Source organism: Bradyrhizobium sp. PUT101, assembly GCF_052043945.1.
Lineage (GTDB): Bacteria > Pseudomonadota > Alphaproteobacteria > Rhizobiales > Xanthobacteraceae > Bradyrhizobium.
The window spans coordinates 3,941,921-3,962,637 of the sequence record NZ_CP197207.1 but is presented as its reverse complement, the minus strand read 5'-3'; the positions used below and the strand labels follow the sequence as shown (position 1 = coordinate 3,962,637).

Sequence of the window (20,717 nt, the reverse complement as noted above, 5' to 3'; positions counted from 1 at the left end):
TCGCGGAGGAAACGCGCCGTTCGGTCGAGAGCGGCCACAAAAATAAGCAAGGCATAGAAGCAACAATGAATGTCGCGGTTCGCAGTCACGCCACCACCAAGCAGGCTTCAGAGCATTTCGACGTGCTGATCGTCGGCGCCGGCATCTCCGGCATCGGCAGCGCCTACCATCTCACACAGCAGCTTCCTGGCACGAGCTTCGTCATTCTGGAGACGCAGGCGAGCTTCGGCGGCACCTGGATCACGCATCGCTATCCCGGCATCCGCTCCGACAGCGATCTCCACACGTTCGGCTATCGCTTCAAGCCCTGGGTCGGCCCGCCGATCGCGACCGCCGAGGAGATCCTCGCCTACATGAACGAGGTGATCGAGGAGAACGATCTTGCGAAGCACATTCGCTACAAGCACAAGATCAATTCCGCCAGCTGGTCGAGCGAGCAGAATCTCTGGACCATCGAGGCGGTAACGACCGACACCGGTGAGTCCAGAACATTCACCGCCAACTTCCTCTGGATGTGCCAGGGCTACTATCGCCATTCCGAAGGCTACACGCCGGAATGGAAGGGCATGGATCGCTTTAAGGGCCGCGTCGTTCATCCGCAGACATGGCCCGACGACCTTGACCTCACGAACAAGAAGGTCGTCGTGATCGGCTCGGGCGCGACGGCGGCAACGCTGGTGCCAAACATCGCGGATACATGCGCACATGTCACGATGCTCCAGCGCTCGCCGACCTATTTCCGCCTCGGTCGCAATGCCATCGAGCTTGCGGAAGAGCTGCGCCGGCTTCAGGTTGACGAGACCTGGATCCACGAGATCGTGCGGCGGAAGATCCTGTTCGAACAGGATGCGTTCACGAAACTCTGCGTGTCCAAGCCCGAGCAGGTCAAGAAGGAGCTGATCGGCCAGATCAGCGCAGTCCTGGGACCCGACTACGACGTCGAGACGCACTTCACGCCGAATTACCGGCCGTGGCGGCAGCGCATCGCCTTCGTGCCGGATGCCGATCTGTTCAAGGGCATCGCCAGCGGCAAGGCCTCCGTCGTGACCGACGAGATCGAATGTTTCGTCGAGAATGGTATCCAGCTCAAATCTGGCAAGCTGCTGGAGGCCGATGTCATCGTCACTGCGACCGGGTTCAATCTCGCAGCGCTCGGCGACATCTCCTTCGAGATCGACGGCAAGCCGCTCGCCTTCGGCGACACCGTCACCTATCGCGGCATGATGTTCACGGGCGTTCCGAACATGGTCTGGGTGTTCGGCTACTTCCGCGCCAGCTGGACGTTGCGCGTCGACCTCGTCGCCGATTTCGTCTGCAGGCTGCTCGGACACATGAAGGCGAAAGGTGCAAGGAAGGTCGAGGTCAAGCTGCGTCCCGAAGACCACAACATGCCGATCCTGCCCTGGATCGATCCGGAAAACTTCAACCCCGGTTACATGATGCGCAACATGGATCTCTTGCCCAGGCGTGGCGACAAGCCGGAATGGCAGCACAGCCAGGATTACTGGACCGAGAAGGACGAGATCCCGAAGACGGACCTGGACGACAAGGCGTTCGTTTACGGGTGAGGGCGTTGTTCGTGTAAGGGGCAGTGGCGACCGCCGCACACTCCACTGTCGTCCCGGGGCGCGAAGCGAACCCGGGACCCAACCACAGGGAGTGGTTATGGAGTGAGCTGACCACCCCGAGTCTTCGCCAAACATCTCCCTGTGGCTGGGTCCCGGATCGGCGCGCGCCTGAGGGCGCGCTTGTCCGGGACGACACCGTTGATCGGGCGAGCGGCATCTCAACTCATTTGCGGCATGCTCACGAATTCCGCCTTGTGGCATTCGCCGCAATGGCCGCCGCGGCCGTCCGGTTCTCCACACCAAGCTTGGCGTAGATCTGCTCGAGATGCTTGTCGACCGTGCGCGGGCTGAGACCCAAGATTTGCGCGATGTCGCGGTTGGTCTTGCCCTTGCTGAGCCAGGCCAGAACCTCTCCCTCGCGGGTAGTGAGACCGAGCTCGCTGGTGAATTCGGGTGGCAGCGCGGTGCCGGATTCCCTGGAGAGCCGCAGCAGGAACTCGTTTGGCGCTGTTTCGCCCATGTAGTACAGCCGAAGTTGCGGATTGTCGGGCAAGGAAGCTCCTTGCGACTTCGAGCTGCCCTTGGCCTTGGCCTGTTCCAGCCATTGCAGCAGCGCCGGCGGCAGGACGAAATCGTCGGCCTGTGCACCGTGATGGTCGGACAGCAATCGCTGCGCCTGCGGCGTCGCCCATAGCACGTTGCCCTGGCGGTTGACCGCGAACAGGAAGCGGCCGGAGACGTCGAGTGCGGCGCGCGCGCTCTGAGTCAGCCGGGCATTGCCGAGATGGACGCGGATGCGCGCCAGCATCTCCTCGATCACGATCGGCTTGGTCACGTAGTCGACGCCGCCGGCTTCCAGCCCACGCACGATGTGCTCGGTCTCGGCAAGTCCCGTCATGAAGATCACGGGGACATTGGCAAGACCCGCGTCGCGCTTGAGCCGGCGGCAGGTCTCGAAGCCGTCGATGCCGGGCATCACCGCATCGAGCAGAATGATGTCGGGCGTGAGCTGCTCGATGATGCGCATCGCCGCGGCGCCGTCAAGCGCCACCATGACCGTCATGCCGGCGCCGTCGAGCGCATCGGTGAGCAGCCGGAGCGTCTCCGGAGAGTCATCGACAACGAGCGCAACGTCGCGCTTCTTCGACTCAATGTTCATACGCGTGCAACGTCTTCAATGTGGCCATGTACTGGTCGAGATCGAAGCGATCGACCAGCGACCGCATCTGCGCGACGAAGTCGGCATGCCCGGGATGTTCGCTGCCGATCTCGTCCAGCTTCAACTGGATGCCCTTGACGTAGCCGATCTGGCCGAGCCCGATCAGCGCCTCGATGTGCCGCACCGGTGGCTTTGATCCGGTCTCGGGACGCCAGAGCGGCACCGCGATCTCGTCCGAACCGTATTGCCATTCGATCTTGAGCAGCTGGCGGATCGTCTCCAGGAGCCGCGGGATGTCGATCGGCTTCATCAGATAGCCGTCGTGGAAGGGTTGCGCCAGCGGAGCGCCGTGGGCCTCCAACGCGCTTGCCGACACCATGAGGATGCGCGCCTGGTGATGGCCGCTCGCGCGCAACGCCTCGGCCACGGTCCAGCCGTCCATGGCAGGCATCGAGATATCGAGCAGGAACAGATCGGGCCGACAATGCTGTGCCAGCGCGAGGCAGCCGGCGCCGTCCGGCGCGCTGAGCAGGATGAAACCGAGCGGCGTCAGCACCTCGCGCAGGAGATCGCGATGCACGGGGTCATCGTCGGTGACGAGAATCGTCTTGCGGGCGCCGTGATAGCCGGAGACCGGGGCCTCGACCGGTGCGATGCGCTGGGGATTGGTGACCTCCGAGAGCAGGAGCTTGACCTTGAACGTTGAGCCGGTGCCGACCGTGCTCACGACCTTGATATCGCCGCCCATCACGCCGGCGAGCAGGCGGCTGATGGTGAGGCCGAGGCCGGTCCCGGTCTGCGGCTGCGAGACGCCGAGCGCACCGCGCTCGAAAGGCGCGAAGATGCGTTCGAGATCGTCGCCCCGGATGCCCGGGCCGGTGTCGATCACCTCGAACTCGGCAACGGGACTACGATAGTGCACGACGAACTGCACGCTGCCGGACTGGGTGAACTTGATGGCGTTCGAGAGCAAATTGATCAGCACCTGACGCAGCCGCTTCTCGTCCGCATAGACCACGAGCGGCAGCGACGCCGGTCGCCTGAACACGAAGTCGATGCCCTTGGCCGCGGCCTGAAGGCGGAACATGCCGACGAGCTGATCGAGGAATTCGCCGAGGCGCACCTCGTCGCGCGACAGATACAGCCGCCCCGCCTCGATCTTGGAGATGTCCAGGATGCCGTCGATCAGGCCGGACAGGTGGTCGGCGCTGCGGCGGACGACGCGGACCTGATCGCGCGGCTTCGGGCCCAGTGTCGTATCCTGCTCGAGCAGCTGGGCATAGCCGCTGATCGCGTTCAGCGGCGAACGCAGCTCATGGCTCAGGCCCACCACGTAGCGGCTCTTGGCCAGGTTGGCGGATTCGGCGACCTCCTTGGCACGTTGGAGCTCGGCATCGGTGCGCTTGTGTGCGTCGATCTCTTGGATCAGCAGCGCGGTCTGCCGCCGCGTCTCGGCCTCGGCGGCGCGGCGGCTCTGCTGCGCCAGCACGAACAGCCACGCGATCACGCCGATGATGATGCTGAGCGAGAAGAATACCTTCCAGAGCACGTCGGAGACGAGCTCGTTTTCGCCACGGACGCTCGCCGACGTCTGCAGATAGATCAGTCCCAGCACCAGGGCGACCAGGCCGGCGGAGACCGCGAACACGCCGATATAGTGGCCGAGTTGCGAGTTGATCCGGGCATAGATCGATTGCGGCATCAGCTTGCCCAGCGTCTCTGCCACCTGTGCCTGGATTCGTGCATGCGGCTTGCAGAGATCGTGGCAGCGCGCGTCCAGCGAACAGCACAGCGAGCAGATCGGTCCGGCGTAAGCGGGGCAGGACGCCATGTCCTCAGGTTCGAACGAGTGCTCACAGATGCAGCACTGGATCGCTTCGATGTTCTGCCAGCTCCGCTTCGGCTTGCGTGCGATGTAGTACTTGCCGTCGGTGGCCCAAGCAATCAACGGCGCGGTGAGGAAGGCCACCGCGAGCGCTATGAAGGCTGACAGCGCCTTCGCGGTAGGTCCGAACAGGCCGTAAAAGGCGCTGATGGAGACGATGGTCGCGATCGTCATCGCGCCCACGCCGACCGGGTTGATGTCGTAGAGATGCGCGCGCTTGAATTCGATCTGCTGCGGTCGCAATCCAAGCGGCTTGTTGACGACGAGATCGGCCACCAGCGCGCCGACCCAGGCGATCGCGACGTTCGAATAGAGCGCCAGCGTCTGTTCCAGGGCCTTGTAGACGCCGATCTCCATCAACAGCAGTGCCACGATGACGTTGAAGACCAGCCAGACCACGCGCCCGGGATGGCTGTGGGTCAGACGCGAGAAGAAGTTCGACCAGGCGATCGAGCCGGCATAGGCGTTGGTGACGTTGATCTTGACTTGCGACAGGATCACGAAGGTGCCGGTCAATGCCAGCGCGAGGTCAGGCTGCGACAGCACATAGCGGAACGCTTCGAGATACATATGTGCCGGCTCGGCGGCCTCCTCGGGCGGCACGCCGTGGCTGAGCGCGAAGAAGGCGAGAAACGAGCCGGCCAGCAGCTTCAGCGCGCCGAGCACGATCCAGCCCGGTCCTGCGCTCATCAGCGCCATCCACCAGGAGGCCCTCGAGGCGCGGCGGTCGCGCGGCAGAAATCGCAGGAAGTCGACCTGCTCGCCGATCTGCGCCACCAGCGAAAACACGACCGAGGCCGCAACGCCGAACAGCAACAGATCGAAATGCCCGTTGAGATCGCCGTGCTCGCCCGAGAACTTGCGCCACTCCGTGAAGGAGTGCGGGTTGTGCCAGGCGATCGCCGCGAACGGAATGATATGAAGGATCACCCATAGGGGCTGCGTCCATAATTGGAAGCGGCTGATCAGCGTGATGCCGTAGGCCACCAGCGGGATGATGACGACGGCGCTGATGAGATAGCCGATCGGTCGCGGAATCCCGAAGCACATCTCGAGCGCGGACGCGAGGATCACGGCTTCGATCGCAAAGAAGATGAAGGTGAAGGACGCGTAGATCAGCGACGTGACGGTCGAGCCGATGTAACCGAAGCCGGCTCCCCGCGTCAGCAGGTCGATGTCGATGCCGCACTTGGCCGCATAATACGCGATGGGCACGCCGCAGCAGAAGATGATGATCGAGACCACGAGGATGGCGGCAGTCGCGTTGGTGACGCCATAGTTCAGCGTAATTGTGCCGCCGATCGCCTCCATCGCCAGGAACGAGATCGCGCCCAGGGCAGTGTTGGCGACGCGGGCGGCGGACCAGCGGCGTGCGCTCTTGGCGGTGAAGCGCAGGGCGTAGTCTTCCAGCGTCTGGTTGGCGACCCATTGGTTGTACTGGCGCCTGACGCGGTCTATTCGCTGCCGCCCTGCCACTTAACCCCCACTCCCGATACGGACCCGGACCCCTCGCAAATTCCGTACCAGAAGCCTACGTCGGCATTTTGCGGTGCAGTATACGCGATCTTGCGTATGCTTGTGCTGCATAAATTCGAGCCATCCTCACAGCACCAATAGCGTGTTCTCGAACAAAAGTGGGGGTGCTCATGTCAGACGAAGCAAACAAGGGCCTGTTGTCGCCGCTCCGGCGCAAATTGCTGATGGGGATGGCTGCCGTGCCGGCCGTCACGATGCTGCCGCGGGCGTCCTTTGCGCAGGCCCCGGCGACCTCGGCGGTCAACACCACGGGTCTTGCGGTCACCGACACCGAGGTCACGGTCGGCATCCTGCATTCGGCCACCGGCACCATGGCGATCTCCGAGACCGGCTCGATCGAGGCCGAAAAGCTCGCGATCGAGCAGATCAACGCGGCCGGCGGCGTGCTCGGGCGCAAGATCAAGTTCATCCAGGAGGACGGCGCCTCCGATTGGCCGACCTTCGCGGAAAAGGCCAAGAAGCTGCTGGTCAACGACAAGGTCGCGGCGATCATGGGCTGCTGGACCTCGGCCTCGCGCAAGGCGGTGCTGCCGGTCGTCGAGCAGTATAACGGCATGCTCTATTACCCGACCTTCTACGAAGGCCTCGAGCAGTCCAAGAATGTGATCTACACCGGCCAGGAAGCGACCCAGCAGATTCTCGCCGGCCTGAACTGGATCGCCAAGGAAAAGGGCGCGAAGACGTTCTTCTTCATCGGCTCCGACTACATCTGGCCGCGCACCTCGAACAAGATCGCGCGCAAGCACGTCGAGAACGTCCTGAAGGGCAAGGTCGTCGGCGAGGAGTACTACGCACTCGGCTCGACCCAGTTCAACTCGGTCATCAACAAGATCAAGCTGACCAAGCCCGACGTGATCTTCACCGACGTCGTCGGCGGCTCCAACGTCGCCTTCTACAAGCAGCTCAAGGCCGCCGGCATCGACCTCGCCAAGCAGCCGCTGCTGACGATCTCAGTAACCGAGGACGAAATCGACGGCATCGGCGGCGAGAACATTGCGGGCGCGTACGCCTGCATGAAGTACTTCCAGTCGCTCGACAATCCCAACAACAAGGCCTTCGTGCCCGCCTTCAAGAAGATGTGGGGCGAGAAGACCGTGATCGGAGACGTCACCCAGGCTGCGTATCTCGGCCCGTGGCTGTGGAAGTTGACGGTCGAGAAGGCCGGCTCCTTCGACGTCGACAAGATCGCGGCCGCGTCGCCCGGCGTCGAGTTCAAGGGGGCACCGGAAGGTTACGTGCGCATCCACGAGAACCATCATCTCTGGTCGAAGACCCGGGTGGGACGCGCCAAGCTCGATGGCCAGTTCGAGCTGATCTACGAGACCGCCGATCTCGTCGAGCCGGATCCGTTCCCGAAGGGCTACCAGTAAGAAGCGCTACCAGTAAGCGGCGGCATCCGCCGCGCTTTCTCCAGACGCCAAGCCGCTCCCTGGCGTGGATCGCAAGTCCATGCCCAAGCCCCCGCGTCGCGAACCTGCTCGCGACGCGGGACCTCATCTCGACGGAGGACATAGATGTTCGGCGACTATTCGATTGGCGACCTTGGCTCGATCTTCGTCATGCAGGGTTTTGCCGGACTGATCCTGTTCTCCGTCTATGTCCTCATGGCGCTCGGACTTGCCATCATCTTCGGCCAGATGGGCGTTATCAACATGGCCCATGGCGAGTTCATGATCCTCGGGGCCTACGTCACCTGGATGACCTCGAATTTCTTCCAGGCCTACATGCCGAACCTGTTCGGCGGCTACTTCTTCCTCGCGATGATCCTGGCCTTCATCGCATCCGGCGCGCTGGGCATGCTGGTGGAGTGGGTGCTGATTCGGCACCTCTACAAGCGCCCGCTCGATACGCTGCTTGCCACCTGGGGCCTCAGCCTGATGCTTCAGCAGGCCTATCGCTCCGTGTTCGGCGCGCGCGAGGTCGGCGTCGAGCTGCCGCAATGGATGCTGGGCTCGCTGCACGTGACCGACAGCATCGAAGTGCCGATCAACGGCGTCTTCGTGATGGGTCTCACCTTGCTGATCACCGTTTCCGTTGCCTACGTTCTCTACCTGTCGCGCTGGGGTCGCCAGGTGCGTGCGGTCGTGCAGAACCGCATCATCGCCGGCGCGGTCGGCATCAACACCGAAAAGGTCGATCGCTACACCTTCGGCCTCGGCTGCGGCATCGCGGGCGTCGCCGGCAGCGCCTTCACCATGATCGGGTCGACCGGGCCGACCTCCGGTCAGCTCTACATCGTCGATACCTTCCTGGTGGTGGTGTTCGGCGGTGCCGCGAGCCTGCTCGGCACCATCGCCTCGGCCTTCTCGATCTCGCAGACGCAATCAACCCTCGAGTTCTTCATGTCGGGTTCGATGGCCAAGGTGCTCACGCTGCTCGCTGTCGTCGGCATCCTGATGCTGCGGCCGCAGGGTCTGTTCGCCCTCAAAGTCCGCAAATAACGAGAAGCAGGCAAGTCATGATCATCAACTCACGCTTCTTCAATCGCTCCGAACTCACGGGCTTCATCGTCCTGGCCGCCGTGTTGTTCGTGATCCTGCCGCTGTCGCTGGATGTGTTCCGCCTCAATCTCGTCGCGAAATACCTGACCTACGCCTTCGTTGCGCTCGGCCTCGTGCTGTGCTGGGGCTATGGCGGCATTCTGAGCCTGGGGCAGGGCGTGTTCTTCGGCCTCGGCGGCTATTGCATGGCGATGTTCCTCAAGCTCGAGGCATCGAGCGTCGAGAACACCAAGATCCAGTCGACGCCCGGCATCCCTGATTTCATGGACTGGAATCAGATCACGTCGCTGCCGTTGTTCTGGCAACCGTTTCACAGCCTGACCTTCACCATCCTCGCCATCATCCTGGTTCCCGGTCTCTTCGCCCTGATCATCGGCACTGCGATGTTCAAGCGCCGCGTCGGTGGCACCTACTTCGCGATCATCACCCAGGCCGTCGCCGCCATCCTGACCATCCTGATCGTCGGGCAGCAGGGCTACACCGGCGGCATCAACGGCATGACCGATCTGCGCACGCTCAAGGGTTGGGACATCCGGCCCGACCACGCCAAGGTCATCCTGTACTTCGTCGAGGTGGTGCTGCTGTTCGCCTGCATCGGCATCGCACAGTTCATCCGCCTGACCAAGCTCGGCCGCATCCTGGTCGCGATGCGCGAGCAGGAAGACCGCGTCCGCTTCTCCGGCTACAGCGTCGCCAACTTCAAGATCTTTGCCTTCTGCATGGCCGCGATCTTCGCCGCGATCGGCGGCGCCATGTTCGCGCTCAATGTCGGTTTCATGTCGCCGTCCTTCGTCGGCATCGTGCCGTCGATCGAGATGGTGATCTACACGGCCGTCGGCGGGCGGACGTCGATCTTCGGCGCGATCTGGGGAGCCATCCTGGTGAACTTCGCCAAGACCAGCCTGTCGGAATCCTTCCCGCAGCTCTGGCTGTTCGGCCTCGGCGCGCTGTTCATCGCGGTCGTGCTTGCCTTCCCGAACGGTCTGTCCGGGCTCTGGGCCGACTACGTGCAGCCTCGCATCGATCGGTTGTTCGGCTCGCGCAAGACGAAGGCGGGCTGGAACGGCAATTCGGTCGCCGACGGCGCACCGGCAGAGTGAGGAGACCCATCATGCTCGTCGGTCATCACGATGCCGATGCCACGCTGGCAGTGAGGAGATAGATCATGCTCGTCGGTCATCAGCCGAAGGAATTCCTGCTCGCGGTCTCCGGACTGACCGTCTCGTTCGACGGGTTCAAGGCAGTCAACGACCTCTCCTTCTATGTCGAGGAGAACGAGATCCGCGTCATCATCGGTCCCAACGGCGCGGGCAAGACCACGGTGCTTGACCTGATCTGCGGCAAGACCAAGGCGACCTCGGGCTCGATTCAATTTCGTGGCAAGGAGCTCACGAAGATGAAGGAGAACGAGATCGTGCAGACCGGCGTCGGGCGCAAATTCCAGACGCCGTCGGTGTTCGAGGATCTCACGGTCTTCGAGAACCTCGAGATCTCGTTTCCCCGCGGTCGCACCGTGTTCGGCTCGCTGACCTTTCAGCGCGACCAGCTGGTGAAGGACCGGGTGGAGGAGGTCGCGGAGATGATCTTTCTCAAGGACAAGCTCAACACCTATGCCGACGAGCTGAGCCACGGCCAGAAGCAGTGGCTCGAGATCGGCATGCTGCTGATCCAGGACCCGGACTTGCTGATGTTGGACGAGCCCGTGGCTGGCATGAGCGTGTCGGAGCGCGCCAAGACCGCCGAGCTACTCAACCGCATCATCAAGAACCGGTCGGTGCTGGTGATCGAGCACGACATGAAGTTCGTCGAGGACATCGCGCACAAGGTCACCGTGCTCCACCAGGGGCAGATCCTCTCGGAGGGGACGATGGAGAAGGTGAAGAACGATCCCAAGGTCATCGAAGTCTATCTGGGCCACTGAGCGATGGCGAAGTTCGGCGAAGCTGCAGTGGCGATGACGGTCCACCTCTCCCATAGGGAGAGGTCGAATTGCGCAGCAATTCGGGTGAGGGGCTTCGCTCTCTCGTGGGGTCTGCACCCCCTCACCCGGCGCTACGCGCCGACCTCTCCCCGGTGGGGAGAGGTGAAGAAGCACCGAGTCTAGGAGCACGCTGATGCTGGCAATTTCCGATCTCCACGTCGCCTACGGCCAGAGCGAGGTGCTGCACGGCCTCAACGTCAAGGTCGCGCCCAACGAGATCGTCGCGATCATGGGCCGCAACGGCATGGGCAAGACCACGCTGATGAAGTCGCTGATGGGGATACTGCCGGCGAAAAGCGGCTCGGTGACCATGGACGGCGCTGAGCTCGGCAGCCTCAAGAGCTACGAGCGCGTCGCGAAGGGGATCGCCTATGTGCCGCAGGGCCGCATGATCTTTTCGACCATGACGGTGAAGGAGAACATCGAAACCGGGCTCGTCGTCTCCGGCGGCTCCGAGGTCCCCGGCGACATCTACGAATTGTTTCCGGTCCTGCTCGAGATGAAGGACCGCCGCGGCGGCAATCTCTCCGGCGGCCAGCAGCAGCAGCTCGCGATCGCGCGCGCGCTCGCAACCAAGCCGAAAGTGCTGCTGCTGGACGAGCCGACCGAAGGCATCCAGCCGTCGATCATCAAGGAGATGGCGCGCACCCTCAAGCGCATCCGCGACGAGAAGGGCCTCTCGATCGTCGTGTCCGAGCAGGTCCTGAGCTTTGCGCTCGACATCGCCGACCGCGTGCTGGTGATCGAGAACGGCGAGATCGTCCGCGACGACCGGCGCGATGCCGTCGATGCCGCGCAGGTCTCGAAATATCTGTCCGTCTAACCAACCGTAGTAAAAGGGGAGCATCTCGATGCCAGAGACACTGATCAAGGTCGATCTCACCAAATCGGCCTACGAAAATGACATGGTGCACAACCGCTGGCACCCCGACATTCCGATCGTGGCCTGGGTCAATCCCGGCGACGATTTCATCATCGAGACCTATGACTGGACCGGCGGCTTCATCAAGAACAACGATTCCGCCGACGACGTGCGCGACATCGACCTGTCGATCGTGCACTTCCTGTCCGGTCCGATCGGCGTCAAGGGCGCCGAGCCCGGCGACCTCCTCGTCGTCGATCTGCTCGACGTGGGGCCGCTCAAGGAGAGCCTGTGGGGCTTCAACGGCTTCTTCTCCAAGCAGAATGGCGGCGGCTTCCTTACCGATCATTTCCCGCTGGCGCAGAAGTCGATCTGGGACATCAAGGGGCTCTACACCTCGTCCCGCCACGTGCCCGGCGTCAACTTCGCCGGCCTGATCCATCCTGGCCTGATCGGCTGTCTGCCCGATCCGAAGATGCTGGAAACCTGGAACAAGCGCGAGGCCGAGCTGATCTCGACCAATCCGACCCGCGTGCCCGGCCTTGCCAATCCGCCCTTCGCGCCGACCGCCCATGGTGGCCGCGCCAAGGGCGATGTGAAAGCCAAGATCGGCGCAGAAGGCGCGCGCACCGTGCCGCCGCGCGAGCACGGCGGTAATTGCGACATCAAGGATCTGTCGCGCGGCTCGAAGATCTACTTCCCGGTTTACGTGCCCGGCGCCGGTCTCTCGATGGGCGATCTGCACTTCAGCCAGGGCGACGGCGAGATCACCTTCTGCGGCGCCATCGAGATGGCCGGCTGGCTGCACCTGAAGGTCGAAGTGATCAAGGACGGTATGTCGAAATACGGCATCAAGAACCCGATATTCAAGCCGTCGCCGATCACGCCGAACTACAAGGACTATCTGATCTTCGAAGGCATCTCGGTGGATGAAGCCGGCAAGCAGCACTATCTCGACGTCCACATCGCCTATCGCCAGGCCTGCCTCAACGCCATCGAGTATCTGAAGAAGTTCGGCTATTCCGGCGCCCAGGCCTATTCGATCCTCGGCACCGCGCCATGCCAGGGCCACATCTCCGGCGTGGTCGACGTGCCCAACGCCTGCGCCACGCTGTGGCTGCCGACCGAGATCTTCGACTTCGACGTGATGCCGTCGGCGGCCGGTCCCATCAAGCACATCACCGGCGATATCCAGATGCCGATCTCGCCGGACAAGTAATCCCTGCGCGACGGAATGCGGGACGGCGTTTGCTTGCCGCCCCGCATCCGCCGCCAGGTGTGTTGAACAAGCTACAGCGTGGGGATGATGCGATGCCGGTCTACGAATATCTCTGTGACGACTGCGGTCCATTCAAGGACCTTCGCCCGATGGCGGAGTACGACGATCCGCAGAGCTGCCCGCACTGCGAGACGCTGGCGCCCCGCGTCATCCTGACCGCGCCGAACTTCTTCTGCATGCCGGCGGACAAGCGCAAGGCGCACGCCGTCAACGAGCGCAGCACGCATGCGCCGCAGACGCTCGCACAGTACAAGGCCTCGCACGGCCCCGGCTGCGGCTGCTGCTCCTCGGGCAAGACCGTGAAGGACAAGGGCGCGACGGACAGGAAAAAGCCGGCGCGTCTGATGACCAAGACCACGAGCGGCGCCAAGGGCTTTCCGACGGCGCGGCCCTGGATGATCAGTCACTAACTCACGCGATCGCCTGATCGGCGGCGATCCAGAACAACGAGTCAAGTACAGGAGCGATCGACATGCTTCACGGCGATATCTCAAGCAGCAACGACACGGTCGGCGTTGCAGTGGTCAACTACAAGATGCCCCGGCTGCACACCAAAGCCGAGGTGCTCGATAACGCCCGCAAGATCGCCGACATGGTCGTTGGCATGAAGCTCGGCCTGCCCGGCATGGACCTCGTGATCTTTCCCGAATATTCCACCCACGGCATCATGTACGACTCCAATGAGATGTACGAGACGGCATCCATGGTCCCGGGCGAGGAAACCGCGATCTTCGCCGAGGCCTGCCGCAAGGCCAAGGTCTGGGGCGTATTCTCGCTCACCGGCGAGCGCCACGAGGAGCATCCGCACAAGGCGCCCTACAACACCTTGATCCTGATGAACGACAAGGGCGAGATCGTGCAGAAATACCGCAAGATCATGCCCTGGGTGCCGATCGAGGGCTGGTATCCCGGCAATTGCACCTACGTCTCCGAGGGGCCGAAAGGGCTCAAGGTCAGCCTGATCATCTGCGATGACGGCAACTATCCCGAGATCTGGCGTGACTGCGCCATGAAGGGCGCCGAACTGATCGTGCGCTGCCAGGGCTACATGTATCCGGCCAAGGAGCAGCAGGTCATGATCTCCAAGGCCATGGCGTGGGCCAACAACGTCTATGTCGCGGTCGCCAATGCCGCCGGCTTCGACGGGGTCTACTCCTATTTCGGCCACTCCGCGATCATCGGCTTCGATGGCCGCACTCTCGGCGAGACCGGCGAGGAGGAGTACGGCATCCAATATGCCCAGCTGTCGAAACATCTGATCCGCGATGCACGCCGCAACGGCCAGTCGCAGAACCATCTCTACAAGCTGGTCCACCGCGGCTACACCGGCATGATCAATTCCGGCGACAGCCCGCGCGGCGTCGCGGCGTGCCCGTATGATTTCTACAAGAACTGGATCAAGGACCCCGAAGGCACGCGCGACATGGTGGAAGCGATGACCCGCTCGACCCCGGGTACGGACGAATGCCCGATCGAGGGAATCCCGAATGGAGCGTCCCCGAGCAACTACTGAGTCAGTGCTGGGATACGTTACCCGCTCGTACGCCGGACGTCGGGTGCCACGCAGCGGGTACTACCGCTTCTGCTCCGTGGGCTTGCGCGGTGGACGCGGAGGCGCGGGTGTCCCACTCATCTTGTTGGCGGCTTCGCTGACGTCGAGCAGCGAGCGGCGGATGTCTTCGAGGTAGGTCGCCGACTTCTTCTGCATGGTGCCGGCAAGCTCGTGCAGTCCCTTGATCTTCTCGAACAGCTCGTCGGCCTTGCCGTCGACGAAGCCTGGCACGGCGCCCTCGATCTTCGCGACCGCCTTGTCGAATCCCGCAAAGGCGCTGTCGACCTTGGTCATGACCGAATCGATTTCCGCGCCCTTGCTCCTGAGGTCGGCAGTGTGGCTCTCGAACGTGCGCAGGCCTTCCTTGATCGCCGGCGCGTTGCTCACGATGGTGCGGTCGACGCTGTGCAGGGTTTCGACGATGGATTCGGCGTCGCTGAGATCGGCCGTCAGCACGGGAATGCCGTCCCTGTCCAGCGGCACCGGCGGCGCAGAGGGAGCGCCGCCGATCAGCGAGATCGCGGCAACGCCGGTGAGGCCCTGGAACTCGATGCCTGCCACGGTGTCCTTGCGGATCGGCGCGGTGTTGTCGAGCATCACCAGCGCCACGATCCTGCGGGGGCTGTCGAGCTTGATCGACAGGATCTGGCCGGCGGGCACGCCGTCGAAATTGACCGGCCCGCCGCGGCGCAGTCCGCTGGCGGAACCACCCTCGAATACCACGCGCAACTGGCTGCGGCTCTGGATGGTGCGCCATTTCTGCACGCCGAGCAGGCCGCCGAACGCCACGGCGATCGCCGCCAGCGTTGCCGTTCCGATCACAAGATTGCTCGCGCGCGCCATGGGGTCGAGTCTACGGCCAAAGCCGGATGGTTGGAAGGTGTTCGAATGGCCGCGATTCTAGGTGGGGCGGGTTAGCGAAGGGTAACCCGCCAACGCGTTGCGCTTCGATGGACCGAACTGGCAGATTGCACTGCCGCCAATCCGCCCTACGACATCCTCAATGGCCGGCCGCGCGCTTTGCCGCGGCATTGTTCAACACGATCAGCGCATCGACGGCCACGCCCGTCCTGGTGTTGATCAGGAAGGGGTTGATGTCGATCGAGGCGATCCGGTTGCCGGCATCCGCGATCAGGTTGGAGAGGCCGACCAGCGCCTTCACCGCCGAGGCCTCGTGCAGGGCCGGCTTGCCGCGATAGCCGCGCATCTTGATGCCGGCCTTGGTGCGGCCGATCAAAACACGGGCCTCGGCCTCGTCCAGCGGCGCGCCGGCGAGGGCGACGTCCTTCATCAGCTCGATGTCGATGCCGCCGGTGCCGAACAGCACGACCGGCCCCATCTCGGCATCGAGCGAGGCGCCGACCACGAGCTCGAGATCGGCCTTGACCTGCTGCGCGATCAGGATGCCGTCGAGCTTCGGCTTGCCCTTCAGCTTCTTGACCCGCGCGGTGATGTCGGCGAACGCCTTCTTCACCTCGGCCGCGCTGTCGAGGTTCAGCATCACGCCGCCGATGTCGGACTTGTGCAGGATCTCTGCGCTGACGACCTTTGCCACGACCGGAAAGCCGATCTGCTTTGCAATTTTCACCGCTTCGGCCGCCGTCTGCGCGATCGCCTCCTTCGAGATCGGGATGCCGTAAGCCTTGAGGAGCTTCTTCGAGGCGACCTCGTCGAGCGCGGCGCCAGTCGCCGATCTCAATGCCTTCTCCAGCACGGCGCGGGCGGCGGGCTTCGAGCTCGAGACGATATCGGGCACCTCTTTGCGCAGCTTCGCGTAGTCGAGCAGCGACTTGATCGCGGTCACCGCACGGTCCATGCCTTGCATGACCGCAAGATGCGGCAACGACCTGCGCAAGTCCTTGGTGAACTCGGTGAAGCCGATCGACATCGCGCTGATATAGATCACTGGCTTGCCGGCCTGGCCTGCCATCTCGTCGACGATGCGCAAGTTGCGCTCGCGCAGCTCGTGCGGCGCCTTCGGCAGTTCGGCATCGACGATGACGATGTCGATATCGGGGTCGTCGATCATCAGCTTGATCGACTTCATATAGACGGAGGGATCGACGACCGCGGCAAAGCCGGCGTCGAGCGGATTGCCGACGATCGAGCCCGGCCCGAGCATCTTCGCCAGCTCCGAGCTGACATGCGGGCTCAGCGGCGCGAAGTTCAGGCTCGCGGCGTAGAAGGCATCGATCAGCATGCCGCGCTTGCCGCCGGACAGCGTGACGGCGGCGAGGCGATCGCCTTTGGGTACGGCAGCGTGCACGAAGCATTCGGTGGTCTCGATCAGCTCGTCGAGCCCTCCGACCCGGATCACGCCTTCACGCGTTGCGATGGCGTCGAACGTCTCGATCGAGCCAGCGAGCGCGCCGGTATGCGCCATCGCTGCGGCGCGGCCACCCTCTGATGCGCCAAGCTTGAGCGCGATCACGGGCTTGCTCGCGGCGCGCGCCGCCTTGCAGGCGTCGCGAAAGGCCTTGGTGTTGCGCACGCCTTCGAGGTAGACGACGATCGCCTTGATGCTCGGGTCCTCGGCGAAATAGCGCATGAGGTCCGGCGTCTCGAGGCCGGCCTCGTTGCCGGTGGTCACCATATAGCCGACACCGACACCCCGGTCCTCCAGCGCCTGGCGGATCGCCATGACGATGGCGCCGGATTGCCCGGCGATCGCCACCGCGCCCTGTTCCATGGTGACGATTCGATCGTCGATGTTGGTGAAGAGCTTTTCGCCGGCGCTCAAATTGCCGAGGCAGTTCGGGCCGGTGACGGCAAGGCCCGTCTCGCGCACGGCCGCCTGCAGCTCGGCGGCAAGCTTCTGGCTTTCTTCATCCTGCAACTCGCTGAATCCCGAGGTGACGATGGTGGCCGAACGCGCGCCGGCCGCGGCGGCGTCGCGGATCACCTGCACGGCGAAGCGCGCGGGCACAAGCACCAGGACGTGATCGGGTTTTTCGGGAAGGCTCGCAAAATCCTTGTAGCAGGGGACGCCCCAGACGGCGTCGCGCTTGGCGTTGACCGGATAGAGGCCGCCCTCGTAACCGTACTTGACCAGATTGTTCCAGATGCGCTCGGCATAATTGCCGGGCTTGTCGGTCGCTCCCACCAGCACGATGTTGTGCGGGTGCAGCATGGCGTGGATACCCTTGACGATGTCGCTGGCATCGGGCGGCGGAGACCATGGATGGAACGCGGACGCAGCAGACACCTGGGCTTCCATGGCGTGACCTCACCTGTTGTTCTTCTTGGTTGAGCGTCACTCCGTTCTATGGCGACTCCTTCGGAGTGGCAACCATGCGGGTGGTATGCCGTGTGGTGGAATGAGCGACGCCGTGTCGTCGGCTCGGCAAGCGATCTATCTGTCGGCTCCAACCAATGTTGCATGCAGGATGTAGCGCTCGGGGCCGGAGGTGACGGCATCGAATGGCCAGCAGGTCGCGAGAACAAGCTCGAAACCCCGTGTCGTGGCGTCGATGCCCGATGCATCGAAACGGACCACGGCCGAGGAATCCGCGCGATAGCGAAAATGTCGACCGTCGCTACGTGTGACGTCGATGACGTCACCAATGGCAACATCCCGCAAAAAGCGGAAATGAGTGTCGCGATGGGCGGCATAGACAGCAATCCCGCGTTCACCCGCATCAGCCGATTGGTCGATATGGCCGGGTCCAAAAGCGAGCGCCTGTCCGCTCGCGCCTTCCAGCACGATGGCGCTGGCGCCGATCCGCTTGACCTCGATCCGCGCGACCGGCCAGGTGTCGGCCCACGACCACGGCCTCACCGCCTGTCCCATCGCAATGCTTCGGTCGAACGCCCGCTCTAGCAGCACCTGCGCCAGCCAGGCCTTGGCATGGATGTAGGCGCCATCTCCGAACAGGATGAGGCCGATCAGCGCCAGAACGAGGGGAGGGATGAAGCGGGACATCTGCTTCTCTTTGGTGGTCATTCCGGGGCGGCTCGTAGAGCCGAACCCGGAATCTCGGGATTCCGGGTTCGATGCTCCGCATCGCCCCGGAATGACATTTCCTAAAAAGGCGCGCGCGGCCGTTTGTAGGGGACGGGCAGCCGCGCGCGCTAACAGAGGAGTTCGGGGCTCCTCTCTCAAGCGGCGTCAGTGAGCAAAGGCCGACGCCGGTTGAACACGTACAGGATCAGGGCGAGCACGATCAGGGCCAGGCCCGCGATCATCTTCAGCTCGGCCGAGGTGGCAGTCTTGGGCAGGCGGATCGCATCGGGCGCGGCAGGCGCCGGCCGCCTCAGCTCCGGCTGGTTGCGCGCATCGGCATGACGTTCGCGCAGCTGTGTTGGCGTGAGATGCGGCCGCTCGCCGAACACCTTCTCGAAATCCCAGCCGGCCGGAAGATTGATCGGCAGGTCGCTGAGCTTGAGCGGCTCGTCTTCGGGCCGGCTCGGCGTCCTGTCGACCGCAACGAGGCTGGTCAGCCGCGTGACGATCTGATGATCGAGCGCCAGCGCCAGGATCGCCTTGTCGGATTCTTCGGGCGTCATCTCGCGCATGGCGCGCGCCACTTCGGCATCGCCGATCTTGCGCCTGGCCCAGAGCTTCGACAGGCCCTTGCCCTCAGCGGCGCTTTGCAGCGGCAGCGTCACCGACCACGGGCGCTCGCCGACGCGTCCCTTGATTTCGAGGGAGCCCGCGAGCTTGTCGAGCCTGGCCGCCAGCACCAGCGGTTCGTCACGATAGACGTCCGGAATGATCGCCGGGGTGATGTCGGCCTTGGCGTCGGAAAATCTCGCGGTGAGGCCGGTCACCGCTGGATTCTCCAGCTTGGCGAACAGGCCGCGCATGCGCTCCTCGACCTGCTCGACCGATCCGATATGGGTGAAGGCGCCCCGGCCGAGCTCGGCGGCGCGCGTCATCAGATAGGTGTTGGGCGCGGAGCCGATGCCGACCATGAACACGCGCGAACGGCCGCGCATTGCGGTGATCGTCCCGAACAATTGCTGCTCGTTGCCGATCGCGCCGTCGGTCAGGAATACGACCTGGCGGACCATGCTGCTGTCGTCGAGCTTGTCGGAGAGCGCAGCGCGCATCGCCGGCACCATCTCTGTGCCGCCCCGCGCCTGCAAAGCGCTGACGAACGAGGTCGCCTCGCCGACATGCGCGGCATCCGCCGGCACCGAGGCCGGAAACAGCACGTCCATGGTGTCATCGAAACGGATCACGTTGAAACGGTCATTCGGCTGGAGGCGGCTGAGGGCATAAAGCAGGCTCGCCTTGGCCTGAACGATGGAGGTGCCGCCCATCGAGCCGGAATTGTCGATCACGAACACGACTTCGCGGGGCAGCGGCTTCGGCATTGCCTGCTCGGCGCTGGGCGGAGTGACGAAGGCGAGCAGGTAATCGGCGTCGCCGACATGCTCGCGGAACAGACCGACCGACGGCGCCATCCCGGCGGCCGGCTTCCACGTCAGCTCGAAATCACGGTCGGCGGGGACAGCGCCATCAGCGAGCGTGACGATACGCGTCGTGTTGTCCGCACTCTCGACCTTGACGTTATGGTGGTGGCTCCTGACCTCGCCCAGCGCAAAGCCGGCCTTCAGACGCACTGTGATGCTGGTCGGGTTGATCGGCGCATGTCTGGCGGGATCCAGCACCTGCGGCGAGATGCGGTCGCGATCCGGAACCGGGTCTGATGTCGCTGCGCCCCAGCCGGAGCCGTCCTTGCGGAAGTCGACGCTCTGCACGATCGGCGCCGGATTGTAGCGCGGGGCGACCACCAGCGGCACGCGGAGCGAATATTCGTCGCCGGCTTGATGCACCGGCTCCTGATATTCAATCTGCACCAGCACGGTCTCGCCGGGACCGATATTGGCGACCGAGTTGGTAAAGATGTTGGGCCGTTCCTGCTCGGTGAGCGCGGCCTTCTGGCCGGCGCTCCGCGCCTGCTCGTAGATCACGCGGGCTTGCTGCCGCTCCTTGATGTCGCCGACGATGACGTGGTCGCCGACCACCATCTTCAGCGTGTCGACGGCACCATTGGCTGCGAGCGGATAGACATAGGTGGCCGCGACCCAGTCCTTGGTCGGATTGCGGAACAGTTGCGTGACGCGGGCGCGCAGCGTCGGGCCCGATACGGTGATGTCGATGTCGGTGCCGAGACGGATCGCCTCCGTATAGGCGCCGTCTTCCTTCAGCAGCAGGCTACCCGACCGTGCCTCGCCGGGTTGCAGCAGGCTGGCCGGCTCGGCCGTTGCCGACCAACCCGTTCCGAAGCTCACCAGCAGGGCCACGAAGGCCACCAGCATCACCGCGATGCCCTGCGCGAGAAGGAATAATCCGAGCTTGATCAGCCGGCCCAGCACGGGATGTTCGTCGCTGTCGGCTGTGTCGTAGGTATTCATTTGGCTTGCTCCCGGGGGCTGTTGCTGGCCC

The 20,717-nt window shown here is 63.7% G+C and carries 15 protein-coding genes; 9 read left to right on the top strand and 6 right to left on the bottom strand.

All coding sequences use genetic code 11. The annotated features are described in order from the left end of the window. Positions 1-65 precede the first annotated feature (65 nt). On the top strand, positions 66-1,568 hold the full coding sequence (locus ACSHT2_RS19285; RefSeq protein WP_440635809.1) for a flavin-containing monooxygenase: 1,503 nt from the start codon (positions 66-68) through the stop codon (positions 1,566-1,568). 238 nt (positions 1,569-1,806) lie between these two features. On the opposite strand, the gene ACSHT2_RS19280 is transcribed toward ACSHT2_RS19285, so the two are convergent. Further along, the gene (locus ACSHT2_RS19280; protein ID WP_440635808.1) at positions 1,807-2,727 is read right to left on the bottom strand and encodes a response regulator; all 921 of its coding nucleotides are present in this window, start codon (positions 2,725-2,727) and stop codon (positions 1,807-1,809) included. Further along, positions 2,717-6,088 (bottom strand): hybrid sensor histidine kinase/response regulator, encoded by a 3,372-nt coding sequence (locus ACSHT2_RS19275; protein WP_440635807.1) that lies wholly within the window; start codon positions 6,086-6,088, stop codon positions 2,717-2,719. The genes ACSHT2_RS19280 and ACSHT2_RS19275 overlap by 11 nt, the downstream gene beginning before the upstream one ends. Positions 6,089-6,258: 170 nt before the next feature. Between ACSHT2_RS19275 and urtA the strand changes: the two genes are divergently transcribed. The 8 genes from urtA to ACSHT2_RS19235 all read left to right on the top strand — a co-directional run bounded on the left by urtA (position 6,259) and on the right by ACSHT2_RS19235 (position 14,284). Beyond that, positions 6,259-7,518 (top strand): urea ABC transporter substrate-binding protein, encoded by a 1,260-nt coding sequence (urtA, locus tag ACSHT2_RS19270; protein WP_028180849.1) that lies wholly within the window; start codon positions 6,259-6,261, stop codon positions 7,516-7,518. 144 nt (positions 7,519-7,662) lie between these two features. After that, entirely contained in the window at positions 7,663-8,589 is a 927-nt protein-coding gene (gene urtB / locus ACSHT2_RS19265) for an urea ABC transporter permease subunit UrtB (RefSeq protein ID WP_440635805.1), read from the top strand. A 17-nt stretch (positions 8,590-8,606) separates the two neighbouring features. Continuing rightward, positions 8,607-9,749 (top strand): urea ABC transporter permease subunit UrtC, encoded by a 1,143-nt coding sequence (urtC, locus tag ACSHT2_RS19260; RefSeq protein ID WP_440635804.1) that lies wholly within the window; start codon positions 8,607-8,609, stop codon positions 9,747-9,749. A 65-nt stretch (positions 9,750-9,814) separates the two neighbouring features. After that, positions 9,815-10,570 carry an urea ABC transporter ATP-binding protein UrtD gene (urtD, locus tag ACSHT2_RS19255; RefSeq protein ID WP_091964397.1) on the top strand — a complete coding sequence of 252 codons (756 nt, stop codon included), beginning with the start codon at positions 9,815-9,817 and terminating at the stop codon, positions 10,568-10,570. 193 nt (positions 10,571-10,763) lie between these two features. Then, complete coding sequence (gene urtE / locus ACSHT2_RS19250) at positions 10,764-11,453, top strand: urea ABC transporter ATP-binding subunit UrtE (RefSeq protein WP_131874442.1); 690 nt, start codon at positions 10,764-10,766, stop codon at positions 11,451-11,453. Positions 11,454-11,481: 28 nt separating this feature from the next. Further along, entirely contained in the window at positions 11,482-12,711 is a 1,230-nt protein-coding gene (gene fmdA / locus ACSHT2_RS19245; RefSeq protein WP_157285379.1) for a formamidase, read from the top strand. A 92-nt stretch (positions 12,712-12,803) separates the two neighbouring features. Beyond that, a complete protein-coding gene (locus ACSHT2_RS19240) occupies positions 12,804-13,181 on the top strand; it encodes an FmdB family zinc ribbon protein (protein WP_440635802.1) in 378 nt (125 codons plus the stop codon). 62 nt (positions 13,182-13,243) lie between these two features. Then, entirely contained in the window at positions 13,244-14,284 is a 1,041-nt protein-coding gene (locus ACSHT2_RS19235; protein WP_440635801.1) for an aliphatic amidase, read from the top strand. A gap of 60 nt (positions 14,285-14,344) precedes the next feature. Here ACSHT2_RS19235 and ACSHT2_RS19230 read toward each other — a convergent pair whose 3' ends face one another. The 4 genes from ACSHT2_RS19230 to ACSHT2_RS19215 form a co-directional block, all read right to left on the bottom strand. After that, positions 14,345-15,166, bottom strand: coding sequence for an MlaD family protein (locus ACSHT2_RS19230; protein ID WP_440635800.1), 822 nt, complete (start codon positions 15,164-15,166; stop codon positions 14,345-14,347). A gap of 157 nt (positions 15,167-15,323) precedes the next feature. Next, on the bottom strand, positions 15,324-17,540 hold the full coding sequence (locus tag ACSHT2_RS19225; protein WP_440635799.1) for an acetate--CoA ligase family protein: 2,217 nt from the start codon (positions 17,538-17,540) through the stop codon (positions 15,324-15,326). Positions 17,541-17,675: 135 nt separating this feature from the next. Then, a complete protein-coding gene (locus ACSHT2_RS19220; RefSeq protein ID WP_440642877.1) occupies positions 17,676-18,245 on the bottom strand; it encodes a class GN sortase in 570 nt (189 codons plus the stop codon). Between the two features lie 176 nt (positions 18,246-18,421). Continuing rightward, positions 18,422-20,686: a marine proteobacterial sortase target protein gene (locus tag ACSHT2_RS19215; RefSeq protein WP_440635798.1), complete on the bottom strand. Its 2,265-nt coding sequence runs from the start codon at positions 20,684-20,686 to the stop codon at positions 18,422-18,424. Positions 20,687-20,717: the final 31 nt, after the last annotated feature.